The organism is Sphingomonas sp., assembly GCF_041661825.1.
Lineage (GTDB): Bacteria > Pseudomonadota > Alphaproteobacteria > Sphingomonadales > Sphingomonadaceae > Sphingomonas.
In genome coordinates, this window is sequence record NZ_JBAZTU010000005.1 from 38,383 (window position 1) to 59,611 (window position 21,229).

Annotated in this window: 12 protein-coding genes; 10 read left to right on the forward strand and 2 right to left on the reverse strand. The window is 66.5% G+C overall.

Annotation, left to right across the window (positions count from 1 at the left end):
- Positions 1 to 80: 80 nt before the first annotated feature.
- The gene (locus WC729_RS22470; RefSeq protein WP_372856681.1) at positions 81 to 2,834 is read right to left on the reverse strand and encodes a TonB-dependent receptor domain-containing protein; all 2,754 of its coding nucleotides are present in this window, start codon (positions 2,832 to 2,834) and stop codon (positions 81 to 83) included.
- A gap of 310 nt (positions 2,835 to 3,144) precedes the next feature.
- On the opposite strand from WC729_RS22470, the gene WC729_RS22475 reads away from it, so the two are divergent.
- The gene (locus tag WC729_RS22475) at positions 3,145 to 4,392 is read left to right on the forward strand and encodes a mandelate racemase/muconate lactonizing enzyme family protein (protein WP_372856682.1); all 1,248 of its coding nucleotides are present in this window, start codon (positions 3,145 to 3,147) and stop codon (positions 4,390 to 4,392) included.
- 142 nt (positions 4,393 to 4,534) lie between these two features.
- Here WC729_RS22475 and WC729_RS22480 read toward each other — a convergent pair whose 3' ends face one another.
- Positions 4,535 to 5,521, reverse strand: a complete 987-nt coding sequence (locus tag WC729_RS22480; protein WP_372856683.1) for a ComEC/Rec2 family competence protein — start codon at positions 5,519 to 5,521, stop codon at positions 4,535 to 4,537.
- A 387-nt stretch (positions 5,522 to 5,908) separates the two neighbouring features.
- On the opposite strand from WC729_RS22480, the gene WC729_RS22485 reads away from it, so the two are divergent.
- The 9 genes from WC729_RS22485 (at position 5,909) to WC729_RS22525 (ending at position 21,197) form a co-directional block, all read left to right on the forward strand.
- Positions 5,909 to 6,970, forward strand: coding sequence for a YncE family protein (locus tag WC729_RS22485; RefSeq protein ID WP_372856684.1), 1,062 nt, complete (start codon positions 5,909 to 5,911; stop codon positions 6,968 to 6,970).
- Between the two features lie 102 nt (positions 6,971 to 7,072).
- On the forward strand, positions 7,073 to 7,750 hold the full coding sequence (locus WC729_RS22490) for a response regulator transcription factor (protein ID WP_372857180.1): 678 nt from the start codon (positions 7,073 to 7,075) through the stop codon (positions 7,748 to 7,750).
- Entirely contained in the window at positions 7,743 to 9,092 is a 1,350-nt protein-coding gene (locus WC729_RS22495; RefSeq protein WP_372856685.1) for an ATP-binding protein, read from the forward strand. Before WC729_RS22490 ends, WC729_RS22495 begins: the two co-directional genes overlap by 8 nt.
- Entirely contained in the window at positions 9,089 to 10,435 is a 1,347-nt protein-coding gene (locus tag WC729_RS22500) for a TolC family protein (RefSeq protein WP_372856686.1), read from the forward strand. The genes WC729_RS22495 and WC729_RS22500 overlap by 4 nt, the downstream gene beginning before the upstream one ends.
- A complete protein-coding gene (locus tag WC729_RS22505) occupies positions 10,432 to 11,469 on the forward strand; it encodes an efflux RND transporter periplasmic adaptor subunit (RefSeq protein WP_372856687.1) in 1,038 nt (345 codons plus the stop codon). The genes WC729_RS22500 and WC729_RS22505 overlap by 4 nt, the downstream gene beginning before the upstream one ends.
- Positions 11,466 to 14,510 (forward strand): efflux RND transporter permease subunit, encoded by a 3,045-nt coding sequence (locus WC729_RS22510; RefSeq protein ID WP_372856688.1) that lies wholly within the window; start codon positions 11,466 to 11,468, stop codon positions 14,508 to 14,510. The genes WC729_RS22505 and WC729_RS22510 overlap by 4 nt, the downstream gene beginning before the upstream one ends.
- A 268-nt stretch (positions 14,511 to 14,778) precedes the next feature.
- Entirely contained in the window at positions 14,779 to 16,449 is a 1,671-nt protein-coding gene (locus WC729_RS22515) for a tannase/feruloyl esterase family alpha/beta hydrolase (RefSeq protein ID WP_372856689.1), read from the forward strand.
- A 43-nt stretch (positions 16,450 to 16,492) separates the two neighbouring features.
- Positions 16,493 to 19,378 carry a TonB-dependent receptor plug domain-containing protein gene (locus tag WC729_RS22520; RefSeq protein WP_372856690.1) on the forward strand — a complete coding sequence of 962 codons (2,886 nt, stop codon included), beginning with the start codon at positions 16,493 to 16,495 and terminating at the stop codon, positions 19,376 to 19,378.
- Position 19,379: 1 nt separating this feature from the next.
- Complete coding sequence (locus tag WC729_RS22525; protein WP_372856691.1) at positions 19,380 to 21,197, forward strand: gamma-glutamyltransferase family protein; 1,818 nt, start codon at positions 19,380 to 19,382, stop codon at positions 21,195 to 21,197.
- Positions 21,198 to 21,229: the final 32 nt, after the last annotated feature.

Below are 21,229 nucleotides of genomic sequence, written 5' to 3' on the forward strand. Positions count from 1 at the left end.
AGGCCGGCAGAATGATCGCGCGAAGCGATCGTCCCGCCGGCCGGTAGGTTCCGCTCCCCGGGAAGAGGGAGCGGGCGGGATCAGAACTTCTTGCGCACACCGAAGGTGAACACCCGGCCGAGCACGTTGCCGTTGCCGTAACCGTTGCCGGCGCGGGCGAAGGGCGGATCGGCATCGAACAGATTGTCCACGTCGAGCACCAGCTCGGTGCCTTCCAGCACGCCCGACGCCGGCAGCTTGTAGCCGAAGTGCAGGTCGAGCGTGGTGTAGGCGCCGATCGTCTCGGTCGCCTGCACGTTGGTCGGCAGGAAATACTGGTTCTTGTACTTGTCGCTATAGTTGAGCATCGCGACGGCCGTCACCGGACCCGCCACCGCACCAAGCTGACCGCGGACGCGGAACTTGGCCTGGCCGAACGGGAACTGATCGATCGGCAACGCACCCTCGATTGCCTTCTGGTCATAGGACAGGACGTAATTGCCCGAGACCGAGGCGCTCATCTGCACGCGCTCGCCCATGTTCCAGCGATAGTTCAGGTCGAAATCGATGCCGTCGGTATCGATCTCGGCCAGGTTGGCGCGCCGCAGGATGGTGATGCTGTAGATCGGCGGCAGGTCGTTCGGGCCGGTCACCGTGGTCGGGAAGTTCTGCAGCGGCAGGTCCTTGATGATCGACCAGACCTGCGCCGACGGGATCGGCTGCGGACGGCAATTGACCGTGTCGGGCGACGCGGGGTTGTAGGTGCCGGTGGTGCAGACGTTGTTCGAGACGAAGAACTGGTTGAACGCCGGATCCCGGTAGAAGAAGGAGGAGGACGGGAAGGCGACGCGGCCCTTGAACTTCACGTTGTAATAGGTCGCGCTGGCCTTGAAGCCCGGCAGGAAGGTCGGCTGGAAATCCACGCCGAGCGACCAGGTGGTCGCCTTTTCGGCGTCGAGATTGGGGTTGCCGCCTGCGATGAAGATGCCGCCCGGGACGTCGGCCGACTGGAAGCCGGGAGGGGCGAGGCCGTTGTTCAGGTAACCCGCACGCGTGTCCGGGCCGTAGAGATCGGGCAGCGCCGGTGCGTGGAACGAGGTGCCGAAGCTGCCGCGAAGCGTGAAGCCCTTCAGCGGCTCCCAGTTCACGCCGATCTTCGGGTTCGTCGTGCTGCCGAAATCGCTATAGCTGTCATGACGGGCCGACAGTGAGAGGTCGAGCCGCTGGAAGCCGCCGATCGCATTGTCGCCGCTGAAGATCGGCACGAACAATTCGCCGAAGCCCGACCAGACCTTGCGCAGGCCCTTCTGCGCGCCGACGCCTTCGAGCGCATTGATGCGCCCGTTGGTGAACAGGCCGTCGAAGAACTCCTGGCGGTGCACGCCGCCGACCGCGATCTTCACGTCGCCGCCGGGCAGCGCGAACAGCGGGCCGTCGACCTTGGTGTTGACCTCCCAGATATATTGCTTGGAGCGATAGCTCTGCTCCCAGTCGGCCAGGGTGATCTTGGTCTGCTGGCTGGTACGGCCGCCGAACGGGTCAATCGCCGTGTTCGGGTCACTCGACTGGATCAGCGCGCCGGCCGCGACCGGGCTGAAGCTGCCTTCGCGCAGATCGGTCGAGGAACGCGATCCGGTGACATAGGTGGTCCATTTGAACCGGCCGAAATCGACGCCGGCGCCGACGGTGCCGCCATAGACGCTCAGGTCCTGGGTATCGCGCTCGCGCACGCCGTCCAGTGCGTTGACGTTATAGGTCACGCTGATCGACGGCACGTTCGCCGCGACGAAGGTCGGAAAATACGGGTTGTTCCGCGTCATCACATTGGTGGTGTAGAGCGACTCGCGGTACGCATCGGTCTGGGTGCGCGAATAGAAGGCGTCGAAGAACAGCTCGACATTGTCTGCGGCCTGGTGATGGCCCGCCGCGAGGAAGCTCAGCCGCTCCTGGCGCGGATAGAGATCGAGATCGCGGATATTGTCGCAGCGCGGGCTGACCGCGCCGGTCGCCGGCTGGATATAGTTGCCGGTCGGGCCGCCGGTCGCGGTGGTGTTGACGCGGTAGGTCGGCGAGAGACAGGCATTGCCCGTCGCGCGGTTGTCGCGGCCGCCGGTCGCGGTGAAATCCTGCGTCAGATAATCGCGGTCGGTTGCGCGCAGCCGGCTCGTCTTGGAATATTCGCCGGCGATCATCACGCCGCCGCCGTCCCATTTGGTGCCGGCGACTGCATTGGCGTTCATCGTGTTGTAGCTGTCGCCATAACCGACGCGGAACGTGCCCTCGAGCCCGTTATAATCCTTGCGCGTGATGACGTTGACCACGCCGGCAATGCCGTCCGATCCATAGACCGAGGACGCGCCGTCGGCGACGACTTCGATCCGCTGGACGCCCGAGGTCGGGATGATCGAGGGATCGGGGATGTTCTGCAGATGGCCGACGCCGACCAGGCGGTGGCCGTTGATCAGCACCAGCGTCTGCGCCTGGCCGATGCCGCGGATGTTCGGTGCGGTCGAGATGATGCCGTTGGAGCGCTGGTCGGGGCGCGGCGCGGTGTTGAAGGTGCTGAGCTGCGGGATGGTCGCGAGCAGTTCCTGGGTGGTCGAGGCGCCGGTGTTGACGACTTCCTCGGCGCCGACCTGGATCAGGTTGGAGCCCGTCGGCGGCACGCCGCGGATGCTGGAGCCGGTGACGACGATGTCCTCGGGGATCGTATCGTCCTGCGCGCCGGCCTCGGGCGACGTGTCGGCTGGCGCCGGGGCGGTCTGGGCGAAGGCGGGCGTCGCCAGGGCCAGCAGGGCGGCTCCTGACAGCAACGAGACGGCGAAACGCGTAGTGGCAGTGGAACGTCTAGACATAAAATCCTCCCCAAATGTTGGCCGCGCTTTGCGGTCTGTTCCGGTTCCCCCATGACCGCCTCGAAAGGGGCGCTCGTCAGTGGCGAACCCGCTTTTTTCCTGGACGGCCTGTTGTTCTTGGCCCCTCCCGAATGGGAAACATGGCCTCCCGGTGTCAAACGACCCCAGGTGATGGCTCTCAGGAAATGAGACGGGAGGCGTCGGGTCTCACCTGTTGAGCACCGTGGGGCGCCGGACACCGCTCCAATTTGTGCCCGCGCGCCCTTGGGGGCATCACCTTGGCGATAACAAGCAGTTCCGGGAGAGTGGTGTGGACAGGCGGCAATTCATCATGGCGGCGGCCGGGGCGATCGGCGCGGCGGCATTCCCCATCCCGGCATTGGCGGCCCTGCCCAAGGCGAAGATCACCCGCATCCGCTATTTCCGCACGCCCACCGATGCGGCGGGCCGGCCCAATGTCCACCAGCCGACCTTCAACCAGAGCACGCACATCGTTCAGATCGAAACCGACGCGGGCATCACGGGCCTGGGGGAGGGCGGCGCGCCCGACGTGATGGAGCAGCTTGCGGGGCAGTTGATCGGCGAGGACCCGTTCCGGACCGAACGGCTCTGGCAGACGATGCACCGCGCCTATTTCTACCCCGCCGGCCGCGAGAAAACCCACGCCCTCGGCGCGCTCGACATGGCCTTGTGGGACATCAAGGCCAAGGCGCTCGGAGTGCCGCTTTATCAACTACTTGGCGGCAAATCGCGTAACCATATCGAATGCTACGCGACCGGATTCTCGATCCCCGGCCAGCCGGGTGCTTCCAACAAGGACCGCGCCCGAGCCTGCATGGAAGCCGGCTTCCACACCTACCGAATCCACGATCCAGCGGCCGGCCCCGTATTCGACCGCTTCGAACAAGTCCCCCGCATGGCCAACCTCTGCCGCGAAGCCCGCGAAGGCTGCGGTCGCGACGGCGGCTGGGCGATCGATTTCCACGGCGAATTCGACCAGAACGACGCCATCGCGCTCGCCAACATGATCGAGCCGCTTCGCCCCTATTTCGTCGAGGACCTGGTCCGCAGCGACAATCTCGATACCTACAAGCTGATCCGCGAGAAGGTGAACGTGCCGATCGCGGTGGGCGAAGTGCTCGGCAACAAATGGGACTGGGCGCATCTGATCGAGGGCGACCTGATCGATTATGGCCGGGTGACCATCCCCAATGTCGGCGGCGTCACGGAGTATATGAAGATCGCCGCGATGTGCGAGACTCACCATATCGGCATGATCCCGCACTTCACCGGCCCGATCGCGACCGCGACCCTGGTCCATTGCAACGCAGCCCTGTCAGTACCCGCGCTGATGGAGATGAGCGCGGCCGGGCGCCGCGGCTGGCCCTATCTCAAGAGCTACTACGACTTCGACAAGGGCCGGATGCTGATCAACGATCGCCCCGGCCATGGTTGCGAGGCGGACTTCACCAAGCTGGAGATGATGGCCGAGTATAAGGAGCGTTATGCGCCGATCCCCGTGCGCGAGCGGACGGACGGGTCTTATACGAACTGGTAGGGAGAGGCTTCCATTCCAACCACTCCGTCACCCCGGACTTGCTCCGGGGTCCACCGTGCCGCACCCCAAAGGCCGATGAGTTTGCGGAACAGTGGATGCCGGAACGAGTCCGGCATGACGTATGAGGCAATCGGGAGCGAGTCTACCGCCCCGCCGGATAGGTCACGCTGAACCCAGATCCCTGGTTCGTCACCTGGATCGTCCCGTCCGCCGAAACGCGCGCCTCGATCCCATAGGCCCCATCCGGCCGACCCGCGGGATTGGCGATCCTCTCCGCCGCCACATCCAGCTCCGGCGACTTCGTGGCACTGTGCAACTGCCACACCGCCGGCCGCGAGGGCGCCATCGCAAGCGTTTCGAGCACCTGCCGATCACCGCCCTTGGTCTCGCCATTGCCCAGCAGTGCCACACGCGGGCGCACCGCCTCGTAGAGCTGCGGACTGTTGCTGAGGGACGAACCATGGTGTGACACCACCATCAGGTCGATGCGGCCAAGCTTGTTGGCGGGGCAGACGAGCTGCTTCTCGATCTTCCAGGTCGAGTCGGACAGGTTGAGGATGCGCGCCTTGCCGAAGCTCGCGACCACCCCGATCGAGGCGTCGTTCTCGTTGGTCGTGGGCGCGCCGCGATCGGTCATGGTGGCGCAACCCGCTACGCTCTGCCCACCGCCGGGAAGGTTCCCCGCCATCACCCGCCCCGCGGCATTGACGATGTGGATCCGCAGGCTCCCGATGCGGAAATGATCGCCGGGCTTCGCCAGCACGCGCTTGCGCCCCGCGACGACCGGCAGATACTCCTTGAACAGATCGCTCGGCGTGACGCGCGGATTGCTGCCGGGGCGTTTCGGCTCAAGGCTGGCGCCATAGTCGATGATCGTACCGACCGGCATACTGCGCAGCAATTCGGCGACGCCGCCGACATGGTCGGCGTGGAAATGGCTGACGATCAGCGTGTCGATCCTGCGCACGCCCAGCGCCCGCGCCGCCTTCACCACGCGCGACGCGCTGGTCGGCGATGCCGGCGCTTCGTCGGGCATGCCGGCGGTCCAGCCGGCGTCGATCAGCAGCGACTTGCCTTCGGGCGTGACATAAAGCGCACCGCCCCCGCCCTCCATGTCGATCAACACCATCCGCAGCTGCGGATCGCTTATCGCAGCGGGGCTCGCACTTCCGCAGAGCGCCGCAATGGCCATGGTGGCCCCGATCCTCAGTCCTCGCACATCAGCCTCCCATGATCCCGGCGGATGATAGCGGGTCGCCCCCAAACCCCAATTCGTATCGCTCAACAGGCGAGAGACAGGCGCTTCGCCGGTGACAGTCAGGCGACAGGAAAACATTACATAAATGTAACTTGATATTGCGCGCGATGCGCCGACAAGGCGCCGGCACTTGTGTGGCGGGTGGAAGAAGATCGAGAAGATGAACGTCGAACAAGGTTCGCATCATCCAAGTATTACTGGATATATCTCGATTCTACTTCGTCGGCCGAAGCGCGACGCATTAATTCTGGAGGTATCATGCGTACTATGCTTGCCTGCTCCGTCGTCCTGATTGCCCTTGCCGGTTGCCATCCCACGCCGGGAAACGAGTCGGCTCTCGCCGGCAATGCGGTGGCGGAAGCTGCCCCGACGCCTTTCAAGGTCGACAAGGTGGCGCTGCCCGGCGAGGGCCGGGGCGACTACCTGACGATCGATACCGATGCGAACCGCCTCTACGTCACGCACTCCGCGGCGGTGCATGTGCTTGATCTCACCACGCTCAAGCCCCTGTTCCAGGTCGACGGTTTGAAGGCGGCGCACGGCGTCGCGCTCGATGCGGCGCGCGGGCATGGCTTCGTCACTGACGGCAAGCAGAATGCGGTCGTGATGTTCGATCTAGCCACCGGCAAGATGATCAAGGCAATTCCGGCCGGCAAAAAGCCCGATTCGATCGTGCACGACCTCGCATCGGGCATGATCTTCGCGTTCAACGGCGAATCGTCCGACGTGAGCGTGATCGATCCGGCCAAAGCCGAAGTCGTCAAGACGATCAAACTGCCCAACGGCCCCGAATTCTCGCAGTCGGACGGGCTGGGCAAGGTCTGGGTCAATCTCGAAGAGGGCAATGCCATTGCCGAGATCGATACGAAGACGCTGACGCTCGCCCGGACGATCAAGCTCGACGGCTGCGAGGGCCCCGGGCCGCTGGCGTTCGATCCGAGCAATCGCCTGTTGTTCACCGGCTGCACCGGCAATTCGCTTCTGGCGGTGGTCGATCCCGACAGCGGCAAGATCATCGCGACGGCGAAGGTCGGCGAAGACCCGGACGGCATCGCCTTCGACGACGCCAAGGACCGAATCTTCGTCGCGAACCGCAAGGGTGGGTGGACGATCGTCGATCAAGCCGACCGGACTCATTACGCGCTGAACCAGACGCTGCCGATCGACGAATACGCCAAGACGGTGTCTGTCGACCCCAGGACTCACCGCGCGTTCAGTTCGACTGCCGACCTGATCTGGCCGAAGGGCAAGACGGGCGACGGCGTGCTGCCGACGGCGAGGCCGGGCAGTTTCCGCCTGATGGTGGTGTCGGAGAAATAGGCGGCCGCTTTCACCGCCGCCGAACATTGGCGATTTGTATAGTCCGCGAAATGGGTGACCAATCCGGAGCGGTGCAAAGGGTCGATACAGGAGGATCCGGTGTTGAAGGTGCTGGTTGCGGAAGATGACGCCGAGACGCGCGATTATATCGAGCGCGGCCTGCGCGAGCTCGGCCATGCGGTAACCACGGCGGCCGATGGCCGCGATGCGATGTTCCTCGCGACCGGCGAGCCGTTCGACGCCATCATTCTCGATCGCATGCTGCCCGTGCTCGACGGCATGACCATCCTGCGCTCGATCCGGTCGGCCGGCATCGCCACCCCGGTGCTGATGCTGACCGCGTTGGCGCGGGTCGAGGATCGGGTCGAAGGGCTCGAAGCCGGCGCCGACGACTACCTGGTCAAACCCTTCGCTTTCACTGAACTGACCGCGCGCTTGAACGCGCTGTCGCGGCGCCCGGCGGCGGTCGCCGCGGAGACGGTGTTGCGCGCAGGCGATGTCGAGATGGACCTGCTCAAGCGCGAAGTGCGCCGCGGCGGCCAGCGCATCGACATCCAGGCGCGAGAATTCGCCCTGCTGGAGCAGCTCATCCGCAATGCCGGGCGGGTGGTGACGCGCACCATGCTGCTCGAGCGCGTGTGGAATTTCCACTTCGACCCCAAGACCAACATCGTCGAGACTCATATCAGCCGGCTGCGCTCGAAACTGAATGCGGGCTCGGACCGCGACCGGATCCAGACGGTGCGCGGCGCCGGCTATTTGTTCGATGCCGATGCCTAAATTGCCCTCCTCGACTGCCTTCCGGTTCGCGGCCTTCTACAGCCTCGCCTTCACGATGCTGATCCTCGCGCTGGGCACGGCGATGTACTGGGCGATCCGGCAGGAGCTGCGGTACGAGCTTGAGCAGCGTGTGGTGACCGAACGCGGCGCCATTCTGCGCGAAGCGAACGACCTCGGCGTGGGCGGTCTGGAAACGATCATCGCGGATCGCGCCGCCACGAAGAACAGCGACATGCGCTACGCCCTGGTGGATGCCTCGGGCCGACTTCGGGCGGGCTGGAAAGTGACTGCGATCCCCACGCCGGGCTGGTCCAACATGCTGTTCGTCAAGCAGAGCGGCAAGCTGGACGACACCCGCGCCTTCACCTCGCGCACTGCCGATGGCGGCACCCTGATCATCGGCGCCGATCCCGAGGCGATCGAGGAGCTCGACGGCCGGATCATCCCCCTGTTCGCGGTCGCCTTCGGCCTGATCACGGCGATCGGCGTGCTCGGCGCTTTCCTGCTGAGCGGTGCGCTCGGCCGCCGGCTCGGGGCGATCAACCGTACGGCGGATGCGATCATCGGCGGCGATCTCGCCCGGCGCATGCCTATCTCCGGCACTGGCGACGAGTTCGACCGGCTGTCCGAAACGCTCAACCAGATGCTCGACCGGATCGCCGGGCTGCTGGACAATCTCCGCCAGGTCTCGGGCGATATCGCGCATGACCTGCGCACCCCGCTGGCGCGGTTGCGGCAGCGGCTCGATCTCGCGCTGGCCGGCAACGCCGATGCGCCGGCGTTGCGCACCGCGATGCAGCAGGCGATCGAGCAGAGCGAGGACATGCTCGAGCTGTTCGCCGCCATCCTCAGCATCTCCGAGGTCGAGGCCGGCGGGACGGTGGTGCGCATGGCGCCGCTCGACCTGAGCGGGCTGATGAACGATCTCGCCGATTCCTATCAGCTGTCGGCCGAAGATGCGGACCGGGCCTTTTCGCGCGATATCGCCCCCGGCATCGCGATCGAGGCCAATCGCGAGCTGATCGCGCAACTGGTGGTGAACCTGCTCGACAACGCCCTGCGCCACACGCCGCCCGGCACTGCGATCGGCATCGCGCTGACCGCCGACGAGGACGCCGTGCACCTCGCGGTGAGCGATCGCGGTCCCGGCATTCCGGAAACGGATCGCGAGCGCGTGTTCGCCCGCTTCGCAAGGCTGGAGAGCAGCCGCACGACCCCCGGGCATGGCCTGGGTCTCAGCCTCGTGGCGGCCATTGCCAGGGCGCATGGCGGCACCGTCCGTCTCGACGACAATCGTCCCGGAGTGACGTTCATGGTGACCCTGCCCCGGAGGCCGCGATGAGGCGTGCCTCTTTTGCCCTGTTATTGGCGGGCAGCCTGCTCTCGGGCTGTCAGACCTATCGGGCCGCGCCGCTTGCCGTGCCGTCCGATGTGCTTGCGCCGCCCGACGCGGCGATCCTGTCGGCCGATGCGGCGAAGATCGACCGGCCCTTCCTGACGCCGCAGCCGATCGACCTGTCGCAGCCGCTGACACCCAACGCGCTGGCGGTGATCGCGGTGCTGGAGAATCCCGATCTCAAGGCGCAGCGGGCGAAGTCGGGCGTGACCGACGCTCAGGCCTTTGCCGCGCGGCTGCTGCCCGATCCCAGCTTCCAGGCGAATGTCGACAAGATCCTGTCAGGCCCGGACATATTCAATGCGTTCGGCGGTCAGCTCGGCCTCGATATCGGCCAGCTGCGCACTGCCCGCGTGACGCGCGAGGCGGGCGAGGCGAGCAAGCGCCAGGTGCGGCTCGATCTCGCCTGGGCCGAATGGCAGACGGCGGGGCAGGCGCGGCTGCAGGGCGTGCGCGTGCTCGCGCTGACCGACCAGCTCGCCATCGCGCGGACCAGCGCCGCCGCGACGGAGAAGCTGTTCGAGGCGACTCAGCGCGCCACCGGCCGCGGCGATATCGCCGCGAGCGAACTCGACAGCCGCCGCCAGGCGTTGCTCGATATGACCGACAAGCTGCGTGTCGCCGAGCGCGACCTCGCTGCGGCGAAGGGCGATCTCAACAAGATGCTCGGCCTGCCGCCCGAAACCGAGTTGCGCCTTGCAGCCCCCGCCGATCCGGTCGTGCCGCCCGACAGCGCCACGCTCGTCGCCCAGGCGATCGGGCGCCGGCTCGATCTCCAGGCCTTGCGCGCCGGTTACGGCGTGGCCGAGGCCGATCTGCACAAGGCCGTGCTCGACCAGTTCCCCAATCTCTCGCTCACCGTGGCGGGCGCGCGCGACACGGCCGACAATTACACCGTCGGCCCGGCGGTCGGTTTCACCCTGCCGCTGTGGAACCGCAATCGCGGTGGCATCGCGATTGCCAGGGCGACCCGCGAGCAGCTTCATGCCGAATATGATGCGCGGCTGTTCCAGACCCGCGCCGAGATCGACGCCGCGATCAGCACGCTCGTCACCGTGCGCCGGCAAAAGGCCGAGTTGATCGCGCAGATGCCCGCGCTGGAGCGCTTCGCCGCCAGCACCGAGCGTGCCGCGCAGCGCGGCGATCTTGCGCCCGCCACCGCCGATACCGCCGCGCAGGCCCTGCGCGACCGTCGCCTGACCCTCCGCCAGCTCGATCAGCAGATCGCCGAGCAGACCATCGCGCTCGAATTGCTCTCGGGCGGCCCCGCCGAAGGATGGACTCAATGAAGTTCTGTGCGCCGCTCATTCCCCTGATCCTGCTCGCCGGTTGCGGCGGGGGCGCCGAGCCCGAAGCGGCCGCGCCTGACGCCGTCGCCCAGGTCCGCACCGGCATCGCCGAGTCCGGCGCGTCGAGCGACGATGTCGGCGTCTATGGCGCGACCGAGGCCGGCCCCGGCGGCGAGCAGTCGGTCGTGGCGCCCGCCGAGGCGATCATCGCCACGATCGTCGCGCCGACCGGCACCGCAGTGGGCGCCGGGCAGACCATCGCCCTGTTGCGGCCCAGCCCGACCACCCGGCTGGACATCGCCAAGGCGAGCAGCGACGCGGCGGCCGCAGGGGCGGCCTATGCCCGCGCGCTGCGGCTGCGGGCCGACGGCCTGGTCAGCGACGCCGATGTCGAGACCGCCCGGGCGGCGGCCGCGACCGCCAATGCGACGCGCGCCAATCTCGGCATCAAGGGCGGCGCGCTGGCGCTGCGCGCGCCGATCGCCGGCACCGTGCGCAACCTCACCGCCAAGCCGGGCGACCAGCTTGCCGCCGGCGCGACGCTCGCGACCGTCGCCGCGCAGGGCGATCTGCGCGCGCGTTTCGGCATGGATCCGATGCTGGCCCAGCGCGTCCATCCCGGCCAGCCGATCAGCATCGACACGATCAACGGCACCGCGCCCGCCAGGGTGGCGGTGGTCGGCGTCGATCCGCAGATCGATCCGACCACCCGGCTCGCCTCGGTCTATGTTCGCATCCCTGCCGCGCTGCATCTCGGCGCAGGCGAGCCGCTCCGCGCGACGCTTCAGATCGGCGCGAGCAGCACCGGCATCACCATCCCCTATGCCGCGCTGCTCGATGACGGCGGCCGCAGCTATGTCTTCGTCGTGAAGAACGGCGTGGCGAAGAGCCGCGACGTCTCGCCCGGCAATTCGGCGGGCGATCGCATCCAGATCCTGAAGGGCCTTCAGCCCGGCGAGAAGGTCGTCACCGAGGGCGGTACCGCGCTCGAGGACGGCATGAAGGTCACCGAACAGGGTGGAGCGGCGAAGTGAGGGAGCTGCTGCAACGCCATCGCCGGTCGATCTGGCTCAGCGTCTTCCTGATCACGCTCGCCGGCCTGGTCGCGGCGACGCGGCTGCCCGTCACCCTGTTCCCGCATATCGATTATCCGCGCGTCGTCGTCTCGATCGACGCGGGCGAGCGTGACGCGGCGCAGATGGCGGCCGATATCACCCGTCCCGCCGAGATTGCGCTGCGCGAAATACCCGGTGTCACCCAGATCCGCTCCACCACCAGCCGCGGCTCGGCCGAGGTGGCGATCAGCTTCGACTGGGGCGACGACATGGTCGCGGCGACGCTCGCGACCCAGGGCGCGCTCGCGACCATCGCGCCCGATCTGCCCCCGGGCACGCGCTTCAGCGTCCGCCGCTCGGATCCGACGATCTTCCCGGTGCTCGGCATCTCGCTGACCTCGAACAAGCGCGACGGCGTGGCGCTCGAACAGCTTGCCCAGCTCAAACTGCGGCCGTTGCTCTCGACCGTGCCCGGCGTGGCCGGCGTCGACATCCTCGGCGGCTCGACGCCCGAGATCGATGTCGAGGTCGACCCGGCCCGGCTCCAGTCGCTCGGCCTGACCATCACCGACGTCACCACTGCGCTCGGCAGCGCGAACAGCGTCGCGGCGGTCGGCAAGATCGAGGACCGCCACCGGCTCTACCTCGCTCTGGTCGAGGACCGGCTGGTCAACGAAGCCGATATCGCCGCGATCCCGGTCAAGGCTGGTACCGCGCCCGGCGCCGGCGTCGCGACGCTCGGCCAGATCGCGACGATCCGCCGCGCGCCCGCGCCTGCCTGGACCAAGGTCACCTCGAACGGCACGGACGCCGTGCTGGTCAATATCCGCCAGACGCCCACCGCCGATGCCGTGAAGCTGGTGCAACAGGTCGACGATCGGCTGAAGGGCGCGTCGCTGCCCGCCGATGTGAAGGTCAGCGTCTTCTACGACCAGTCGGAACTGGTGACGGGTGCGGCCAATGCCGTGCGCGATGCCATCCTGCTCGGCGCGATCCTGGCGGGCGTGGTGCTGTTCCTGTTCCTGCGCAGCTGGCGCCTGATGGTCATCACCGCCGCGCTGCTGCCCGCAGTGCTCGCGGCGACCTGCCTCGCACTTTACGCGCTGCACATGAGCTTCAACATGATGACGCTCGGCGGCATGGCCGCGGCGGTCGGCCTGGTGGTGGACGACGCGGTGGTGATGCTGGAGCATCTCATGCGCCGCCTGCAGGAAGCGGAGAAGGACGAGCGCCCCTCGATGCTGGCGGCAGCGCGCGAAATGGCCAAACCGCTGTTCGGCTCGACCGCGGCAACGATCGTCGTGTTCCTGCCGCTCGCTTTCATCTCGGGCGTCACCGGCGGCTTCTTCAAGGCGCTGGCGGTGACGATGACCGCGGCTTTGGTCGTGTCGCTGCTCTATGCCCGGTTCGTGCTGCCGATCATCGCCGATCGCTGGCTCACCGAAAAGGATGCCCAGGCAGCCGAGAAGGCGGATCGCTTCACCGGCGCGCTCGGCAGCCGCTACGCATGGGCGGCGACGCGCGCCTTTGCCAAACCGCGGATGTTCGCGGCGATCGGCACCTTCGCGCTCATCGTGACGGGCCTGTTCGCCTGGACTCACCTGGAATCGGGTTTCATGCCGGTGATGGACGAGGGCGGCTTCGTGCTCGATTACAAGGCGAAATCGGGCGCGGCCCTGTCCGACACCGACCGGCTGCTGCGCCAGCTCGAAAAGATCATCCGCGAGACGCCCGAAGTCACCGGCTATTCCAGGCGCACCGGCGTCCAGCTCGGTGGCGGTCTGACCGAGGCGGATGAGGGCGATTTCTTCATCCGCCTGAAATCCGGTTCGCGCCGCCCGATCGACGAGGTGATGACCGAGATCCGCGACAAGGCGCAGGCCACCGTTCCGGGGCTCGAGATCGAGACGGTGCAGCTGATGGAGGATCTGATCGGCGATCTCACTGCCGTGCCCCAGCCGATCGAGGTCAAGCTGTTCGGCGACGACCAGGCGCAGCTTGCCGAAGCGGCCGGCAAGGTCGCGGAGACGATCGGCAAGATCGGCGGCGTGGTCGAGGTGCAGGACGGCCTGCGCGTCGCCGGCGACGCCATCATCATCAAGGTCGATCGCGCGGCGGCGGCGCTCGCCGGGCTCGATCCGGATGCGGTGGCGAAGCAGGTCGAGACTCAGATCGGCGGCACCGTCGCGACTCAGATCCTGTCGGGCGAACAGGTCATCGACGTGCGCGTCCGCCTGCCGCAGGAACTGCGCCAGCGCGCCGACGCGCTGAACGCGCTGACGGTGCGCGCGGCTGACGGCCGGGCGGTGGCGCTCCGCGCCATCGCGCAGGTCAGCATCGCCGCCGGCCAGCGCCAGATCACCCGCGAGGATTTGGCCCCCTTCATCCCCGTCACCGCACGGCTGGAGGGCGAGGACCTCGGATCGGGCATCAAGGAAGTGCAGGCGGCGGTCGCCGGGCTGCATCTGCCGTCCACCATCCGGGTCGATTATGGCGGCCTCTATGCGCAGCAGAAACAGTCGTTCAGCGACCTCACCACGGTGTTCGTCGCCGCGTTGCTGCTGTCCGCGCTGTTGCTCACCCTGCTCTACGAGCAATGGGCCTTCACCGCGGCCGTGATCGGAACGGTGCTGCTGTCGACCGCCGCGGTGTTCGCAGGGCTCTGGCTCACCGGGACCGAGCTCGACATCTCGGCGCTGATGGGGCTGACCATGGTGGTCGGCATGATCACCGAGCTGGCGATCTTCTACCTGGCCGAGCTGGTGCCCGATGCGCCGGTCGACGCGGCGAGCCTGCTCGAAGCAGGCAAGGCACGGCTTCGCCCGATCGTGATGTCGGCGCTGATCGCGATCCTCACGCTGCTGCCGCTCGCATTGGGTATCGGGCGGGGATCGGGGCTGCAGAAGCCGCTGGCGACCGCGATCATCTTCGGCCTGGCGATCGGTGCGCCGCTGGTCCTGACGATCCTGCCGACCCTGGTGCTGGTCCTGACCCGACGCCGGCAGCTTGGTGAAGCCTGATGCATCTTCGTACTTTGTGTAAAGAATATGCAATGAATTAAATGCTGGCGATGAGAAGCGGAAAGCGACGCTTCCCTCATCGCGCGGGCTGCCTGTGTCTCATATTGCAAGGATCGGTCGCCCTCTTCGCGCCCGACGCAGCTTTCGTGCGCAAAAAAAGCGCTTGCGAAAATTACGAATCGATTGCACTTTGAATTCACAAGATGGAATCATGACATAACGGCTCAGAGGCCGGGTCTCGATCCTGTGAAAAATCGGGGAGAAATCGATGCGCGTCCTTCGCATGCCGGTAAGGCTTGCCCGCACGACAGCCGGCCTGCTTGCTGCGGCCATCGCGGCGGTCGCTGTACCGGCCTCGGCCCAGGACTGCGCCGCGCTTGCCGGCGTCACGCTTCCCCATGCGAAAATCAGCAGTGCGACCATGGTCGGCACCGATGGGTTCGCCGAGCCCGTACGCGAAGGGCGGCCAGTCGTGCGCTATGCGGCGGCGCGGGACTTCTGCCGGGTCAGGGGTGTCTCCAGCCCGGTGGCCGGGTCGAAGATCGGCTTCGAGGTCTGGCTGCCCGCGTCGGCGACATGGTCCGCTCGCCTGCACATGGTGGGCAATGGTGGCTACGGCTCCAACCTCTATTACGCCCAGATGGCGGCGCGCGTGGCGCGGGGCGATGTCGCGGTGGCGACCGATACCGGGCATAGCGGCGGCGACCTTGGCTTCGGCCGGGACAACCCCGTCGCGATCGCCGACTGGGGCAATCGCGCGGTCCATGAATCGGTCGTCGCGGCGAAGCTGATCCTCAAGGCCTATTACGGCAAGCCGCAGCGTTTCGCCTATTTCAGCGGTTCCTCGACCGGCGGGCACCAGGCGCTGATGGTCGCGCAGCGCCACCCCGAGGATTTCGACGGCATCATCGCTGGCGCACCGGGCAACAACCGCACCAACCTCAACCTGCTGTTCCTGTGGGAATTCCTGCAGAACCACCGGCGCGGCGACAATGAGCATCCGATCGTCCCGGATGCGAAGCTCAAGACGATCACTGCCGCTGCGATCAAGGCCTGCGATGCCGGCGACGGCGTGGCCGACGGCGTGATCAACGATCCGCGCGAATGCCGCTTCGACGTTGCGACGATGCTATGCCCAGCCGCCGAGACATCGGAATGCCTGACGGCCGAACAGGTCGCGACGATCAAGGCGATCTATCAGGGGCCACGCGACGCGCGCACCGGCAAGCAGCTCTATCCCGGGCTGACCTTCGGCAGCGAAGGCATCGATTACGACGATCACGCCGGCTGGAACGCCTTCTGGGCCAATCCCGACAAGCCCAACGAGCCCAACCGAGCCGACTTCTTCCGCTACTGGGTGTTCCATGACGTCAACTGGGATTGGTGGCGCTTCGACTGGGGCAAGGATGTCGACACCGTGCTGGCTGCGATGGCCCCAGTGATCAACGCGACCGACCCCGATTTGTCCCGCTTCCGCGCGCATGGCGGCAAGCTGATCCTGTTCATGGGCTGGAACGACCCGGTCGGCTCGGCGCCCGAGGCGATCGATTATTATCACAGCGTGGTGGCTCGCAGCACGGGCGCCGACGCCGCGGCGAAGCTGGCCGATACGCAAGGTTTTGCCCGGCTCTATATGATCGCCGGCATGTCGCACACCGCGACCGGACCGGGGGCGACTTATGTCTCCAACGCGACCCGCGATTCCGCTCCGCCGGTCGAGGACAGCCGCCACGACATGGCGCGCGCGCTGCAGGACTGGGTCGAAAAGGGCGTCGCGCCGAACGACCTGGTCGCCACGCATTTCGCCAAGGGCAGCGGCCCGGCCGGTACGATCGGCTTCCAGCGGCCGATCTGCGTCTACCCGAAAATCCCGCGCTACCGCAGCGGCGACAAGGCCAGCGCGGCCAGCTTCCGCTGCACGGCGCCGGGCCAGAAATAACAAGAAGAAGCCGACCAAAAACAAGACTTAAGGGGAAACGAACATGAAGCGTACGACCGCGATCCTGGCAGGGACGACTGCCTTCACCATGCTGACTGGCCTGGCAACCCAGGCACAGGCGCAGGATGCCCCTCCGCCTGCCGAAGAGGCGCCCGCGACCGGCGGCCCCGACATCGTCGTCACCGGATCGCGTATTCAGCGCAACGGCTATCAGGCACCGACCCCGACCGTCGTCGCGACGGCCGAGCAGCTCCAGTTCACCTCGCCGCAGAACCTGACCCAGGGGCTCAACAAGCTCCCCGTCTTTGCCGGATCGCAGACCCAGGCGGGATCGGGGCAGGGCGGGCTCGGCTCGGGCGGCGTCAACAATATCGGCAGCTTCCTCAACCTGCGCAATTTCGGCACGATCCGCACCCTGATCCTGCTCGACGGCCGCCGCGTGCCGCCGACCAATTTCGACGGCAATGTCGATGTCGATACCCTGCCTCAGGCGCTGATCCAGCGCGTCGACGTGGTCACTGGCGGCGCCTCCGCCGTCTATGGCTCGGACGCGGTGACTGGCGTGGTCAACTATGTGCTCGATCGCAAATTCACCGGGCTCAAGGGCACGCTCCAGGCCGGCATCTCGCAATATGGCGATGACGGGTCGCAACGCGCGAACATCGCCTTCGGCACCGGCCTGTTCGGCGGCAGCGGCCATCTGCTGCTCAGCGCCGAATACAGCAACAGCGACGGCGTCCCAGCCAAGGAGGAGCGGCCCTGGTTCCACAACCAGCTGCTCACCGGCACCGGCACGCTCGCGTCGCCGTTCAAGCAGGTCAATGAAGGGCGCGAGAATGATCGCGCGTTCGGCGGCCTGATCCGCCGCACCGCGACGATCAACCCGACCATCCCGGACTCGCTCGCCAACATGACCTTCAACGCGGACGGCAGCCTGCGTCCGTTCGACAAGGGCACGCCCACCAATACCGCGGCGTTCAGCAGCGGCGGCGACGGCACCTATCATCCGCGCACCAGCCTGCTCGCGACGCTCCGCACCAAACAGGCATTCGGCCGGTTCGAATATGATTTCGGCGGTGTCACTGCCTTTGCCCAGCTCGGCTATTCGGAATCGAACAGCCATCACAGCCAGGCGACCGCCAACCGCGCCGACACCAGCAGCTCGAAGGTCACGATCTTCAGCGGCAACGCGTTCCTGCGTCCGGAAATCCAGTCGATCCTGACGGCGAACAACATCTCCAGCTTCGTCGTGTCGATGCGCGGCCTCTATCTCGGCCGGCCCGATTTCGAGATCGAGACCAGGTCGCTCGCCGGCACCGTCGGTCTCGAAGGATCGGTGGGCAAGTTCAAATGGGACGTGTCCTACACTTATGGCCGCGGCAAGACCGACCAGATCCAGCACGGCAACGGCAACAACCGCAGCTTCTACGCCGCCGTCGACGCCGTGGACGAGGGCCAGTTCCGCACCGGCACACGCAACGGCACCATCGTCTGCCGCGTGACCTTGACCAATCCGGGTCTCTATCCCGGCTGCGTCCCGATCAACCCGTTCGGCGCAAACAACGCGTCGGAGGCAGCGATCGCCTATACCAACAACGATACCGCCTGGTACGCGACGAACCGCTCGGACGACATCACGGCGAACGTCACCGGCGACTTGTTCGATCTGTGGGCCGGCCCGGTCTCGATCGCGCTGGGCGGCGAATATCGCCACCAGTCGCTGGTCCAGACCTCGACCGTCGATCCGCTCGCCCCGGTCGACTTCACTGGCCTGCGCGGCGGCTTCACGTCCTCGACGCTCGCTTACACCGGCGTGGTCGTCGCCGGCGCGAACGGCGCGCAGGAAGTGTGGGAGGGCAATGCCGAGCTCGTCGTGCCCCTGTTCAAGGATTCGGCACTCGGCAAGTCGCTAGAGGTCAGCGGCGCCGGCCGCTACACCCATTACCGCACCAGCGGCGGCGTATGGACCTGGAAGGCGGGGCTCGACTATCGCCCGATCGACGATCTGCGCATCCGTCTCGTCGCGTCGCGCGACATCCGCGCGCCAACCCTGTTCGATCTGTTCGCCGCGACTCAGATCCGCAATTCGGGCCTGGTCGATCCGCTGACCGGCGTCAGCGCGACGACTCAGCAGGTGCAGGGCGGCAACCCGAACCTGGTGCCGGAAGTGGCGCGGACCTACACCGCGGGCATCGTGTTCAGCCCGAGCTTCCTGCCGGGCTTCAACCTGTCGGTCGATTATTACAACATCAAGATCGACAACGCGATCGGCACGGTCGACATCCAGACCCAGATCCGCGAGTGCACCACGTCCGGCGGCACATCGCCCTTCTGCGCCAACATCACCCGGCCGCTGGGCAACACCAACACCACGGCGGCGAACTTCCCGACGCGCTATTTCAACGGCTCGATCAATGCCGCGCTGACCAAGACCCAGGGCGTGGACGTGGAGGCAAGCTATCGCACGCCGCTCGCCTTCCATGCCGACAGCTCGCTCGGCATCAGGGTGCTCGGGTCGTATCAGCCAAAGCTCGAGATCCGCAATTTCCCGGGCGCGGTGACCTTCGACTATGCCGGCGTCGGCGAACGCTTCTCCAAATGGCGCATCACCACCGAAATCAGCCTGAAGGTCGGCGGGCTCGATGTGGGAATCCTCAATCGCTGGAAGAGCGGGGTGAAGTGGAACGCCGATCCTTCGCTGATCTATCTCGATCCCAAACCCGGCTCTTATGACGTGACCGATCTGACGTTGAGCTACACCGTGCCGCACGGAAAAGGCGAGATGCAGCCCTTCTTCTCGATCGGCAACCTGTTCAACCGCGCCCCGCGTATCCTGGCGACCGACAGCCCCGGCCAGGTGACGCCGGTGGTGGCGGGCGACGATGTCGCGGGTCGCTATTTCACCGCCGGCGTGCGAGTGAAGTTCTGATATGCGGGGATTGAGCAGCAACTGGTTCGCCGGCGCCGCGGCATTTGCCGCGGCGCTGGTCGCCCCGATCGCCGGGGCGCAGCAGATCGGGGTCCCGCAGGCCGGGGCGCGGGGCGATCGCTATTCCGGGCAGTTCTGGGCGACGAGGTCGCCGGTGATCGCACGAAACGGTATGGCCGCGACCGCGCACCCGCTGGCGACGCAGATCGCGGTCGACATCCTCAAAAAGGGCGGCAGCGCGATCGATGCCGCCATCGCCGCCAATGCGGCGCTGGGGTTGATGGAGCCGATCTCCGCCGGCATCGGCGGCGATCTCTTCGCGATCGTCTGGGATCCGAAGACCCGCAAGCTCTACGGTTATAACGCTTCGGGCAAGGCACCGGCCGGGCGCGATCTGGCGCAGATGATCGCCAAGGCCAAAGCGATCTCGGCCCGCATGGGCGTGCCCTATGTGCCGCACGTTCCCCGCTACGGCTCGCTGTCGGTGACGGTGCCGGGCGCGGTCGATGGCTGGTTCGCGCTGCACGATCGTTTCGGCAAGCTGCCGATCGGCGACGATCTCGCCCCGGCGATCGGCTATGCCCGGGACGGCTTTCCGGTCACCCAGATGATCGCGCAGAACTGGAAGCGCAACATGGGCCTGTTCGAGGCCGGCCGCGCGATGATCGAGGAATTCGACAATGCGCGCGGCACCTATCTGATCGACGGCCATAGCCCGGCCGAAGGCGAGATGTTCCGCAACCCCGATCTCGCCGCCACGCTCGGCAAGATCGCGGCCGGCGGTCGCGACGTCTATTACAATGGCGAGATCGCAAAGACCGCCGACAGCTATTTCAAGCGGATCGGCGGCGACCTGCGCTATGCCGATTTCGCCGGCTTTCGCGGGGAATGGGTCGAGCCGCAAAGCGTCAAGTATCACGGTTACGACGTGTTCGAGCTGCCGCCGAACAGCCAGGGCTTCGGCGTGCTGCAGATCCTGCGCCTGCTTGAACCCTATGATCTGAAGGCAATGGGGACGGGCAGCCTCGCCAGCGTCACGACCGTGCTCGAGGCCAAGCGCCTCGCCTATGAGGATATGGCGAAATATTATGCCGATCCGCATTTCGCGAAGATCCCGCTGAAGGCCCTGCTCTCGACCGGCTATGCCGACCAGCGGCGCACGTTGATGAACATGGACAAGCCCGATCCGGCGGTCGGCCCGGGCGAGGCGCAGTTCAGCGTCGGCGACACCACCTATCTCACCGTCGCCGACAAGGACGGCATGATGGTGTCGTTCATCCAGTCCAATTATCGCGGCATGGGCTCGGGCCTGGTCGCCGACCGGCTCGGCTTCATGTTCCATGACCGGGCGGAGCTGTTCTCGCTCAACCCGGCCTCGCCCAATGTCTATGCGCCGGGCAAGCGGCCGTTCCACACCATCATCCCGGGCTTCGTGATGAAGGACGGCGATCCCTTCCTGTCCTTCGGCGTGATGGGCGGCGACATGCAGGCGCAGGGGCAGGTGCAGCTGCTCGTCAACATCATCGATTTCGGGATGAACGTGCAGGACGCCGGTGACGCCGCGCGCTGGTATCACGGCGGCAGCACGACGGTGATGGGCGATCCGTCGGAAGGCCTCGGCACGGTCGCGATCGAATCCGGCTATTCGGACGCAGTGAAGGCCGGGCTGCGCGCCCGCGGCTTCAAGGTGATTCCGCCCGGCTGGGAATATGGCACCGACGAATTCGGCGGCTATCAGGCGATCCAGTGGGACAAGGCGCACAAGGTCTATTGGGGCGCGAGCGAGATGCGCAAGGACGGCGCCGCGCTGGGCTATTGATCGGGCGCGGATGGCGCCTTTGTGCGGGCGGG

Excerpts from the sequence above, each read along its gene's own strand:
- WC729_RS22470 (WP_372856681.1), bottom strand. The coding sequence starts at position 2,834 with ATGTCTAGACGTTCCACTGCCACTACGCGTTTCGCCGTCTCGTTGCTG.
- WC729_RS22480 (WP_372856683.1), bottom strand. The coding sequence starts at position 5,521 with ATGGTGTTGATCGACATGGAGGGCGGGGGCGGTGCGCTTTATGTCACG.
- WC729_RS22485 (WP_372856684.1), top strand. The coding sequence starts at position 5,909 with ATGCGTACTATGCTTGCCTGCTCCGTCGTCCTGATTGCCCTTGCCGGT.
- WC729_RS22495 (WP_372856685.1), top strand. The coding sequence starts at position 7,743 with ATGCCTAAATTGCCCTCCTCGACTGCCTTCCGGTTCGCGGCCTTCTAC.
- WC729_RS22500 (WP_372856686.1), top strand. The coding sequence starts at position 9,089 with ATGAGGCGTGCCTCTTTTGCCCTGTTATTGGCGGGCAGCCTGCTCTCG.
- WC729_RS22505 (WP_372856687.1), top strand. The coding sequence starts at position 10,432 with ATGAAGTTCTGTGCGCCGCTCATTCCCCTGATCCTGCTCGCCGGTTGC.
- WC729_RS22515 (WP_372856689.1), top strand. The coding sequence starts at position 14,779 with ATGCGCGTCCTTCGCATGCCGGTAAGGCTTGCCCGCACGACAGCCGGC.
- WC729_RS22520 (WP_372856690.1), top strand. The coding sequence starts at position 16,493 with ATGAAGCGTACGACCGCGATCCTGGCAGGGACGACTGCCTTCACCATG.
- WC729_RS22525 (WP_372856691.1), top strand. The coding sequence starts at position 19,380 with ATGCGGGGATTGAGCAGCAACTGGTTCGCCGGCGCCGCGGCATTTGCC.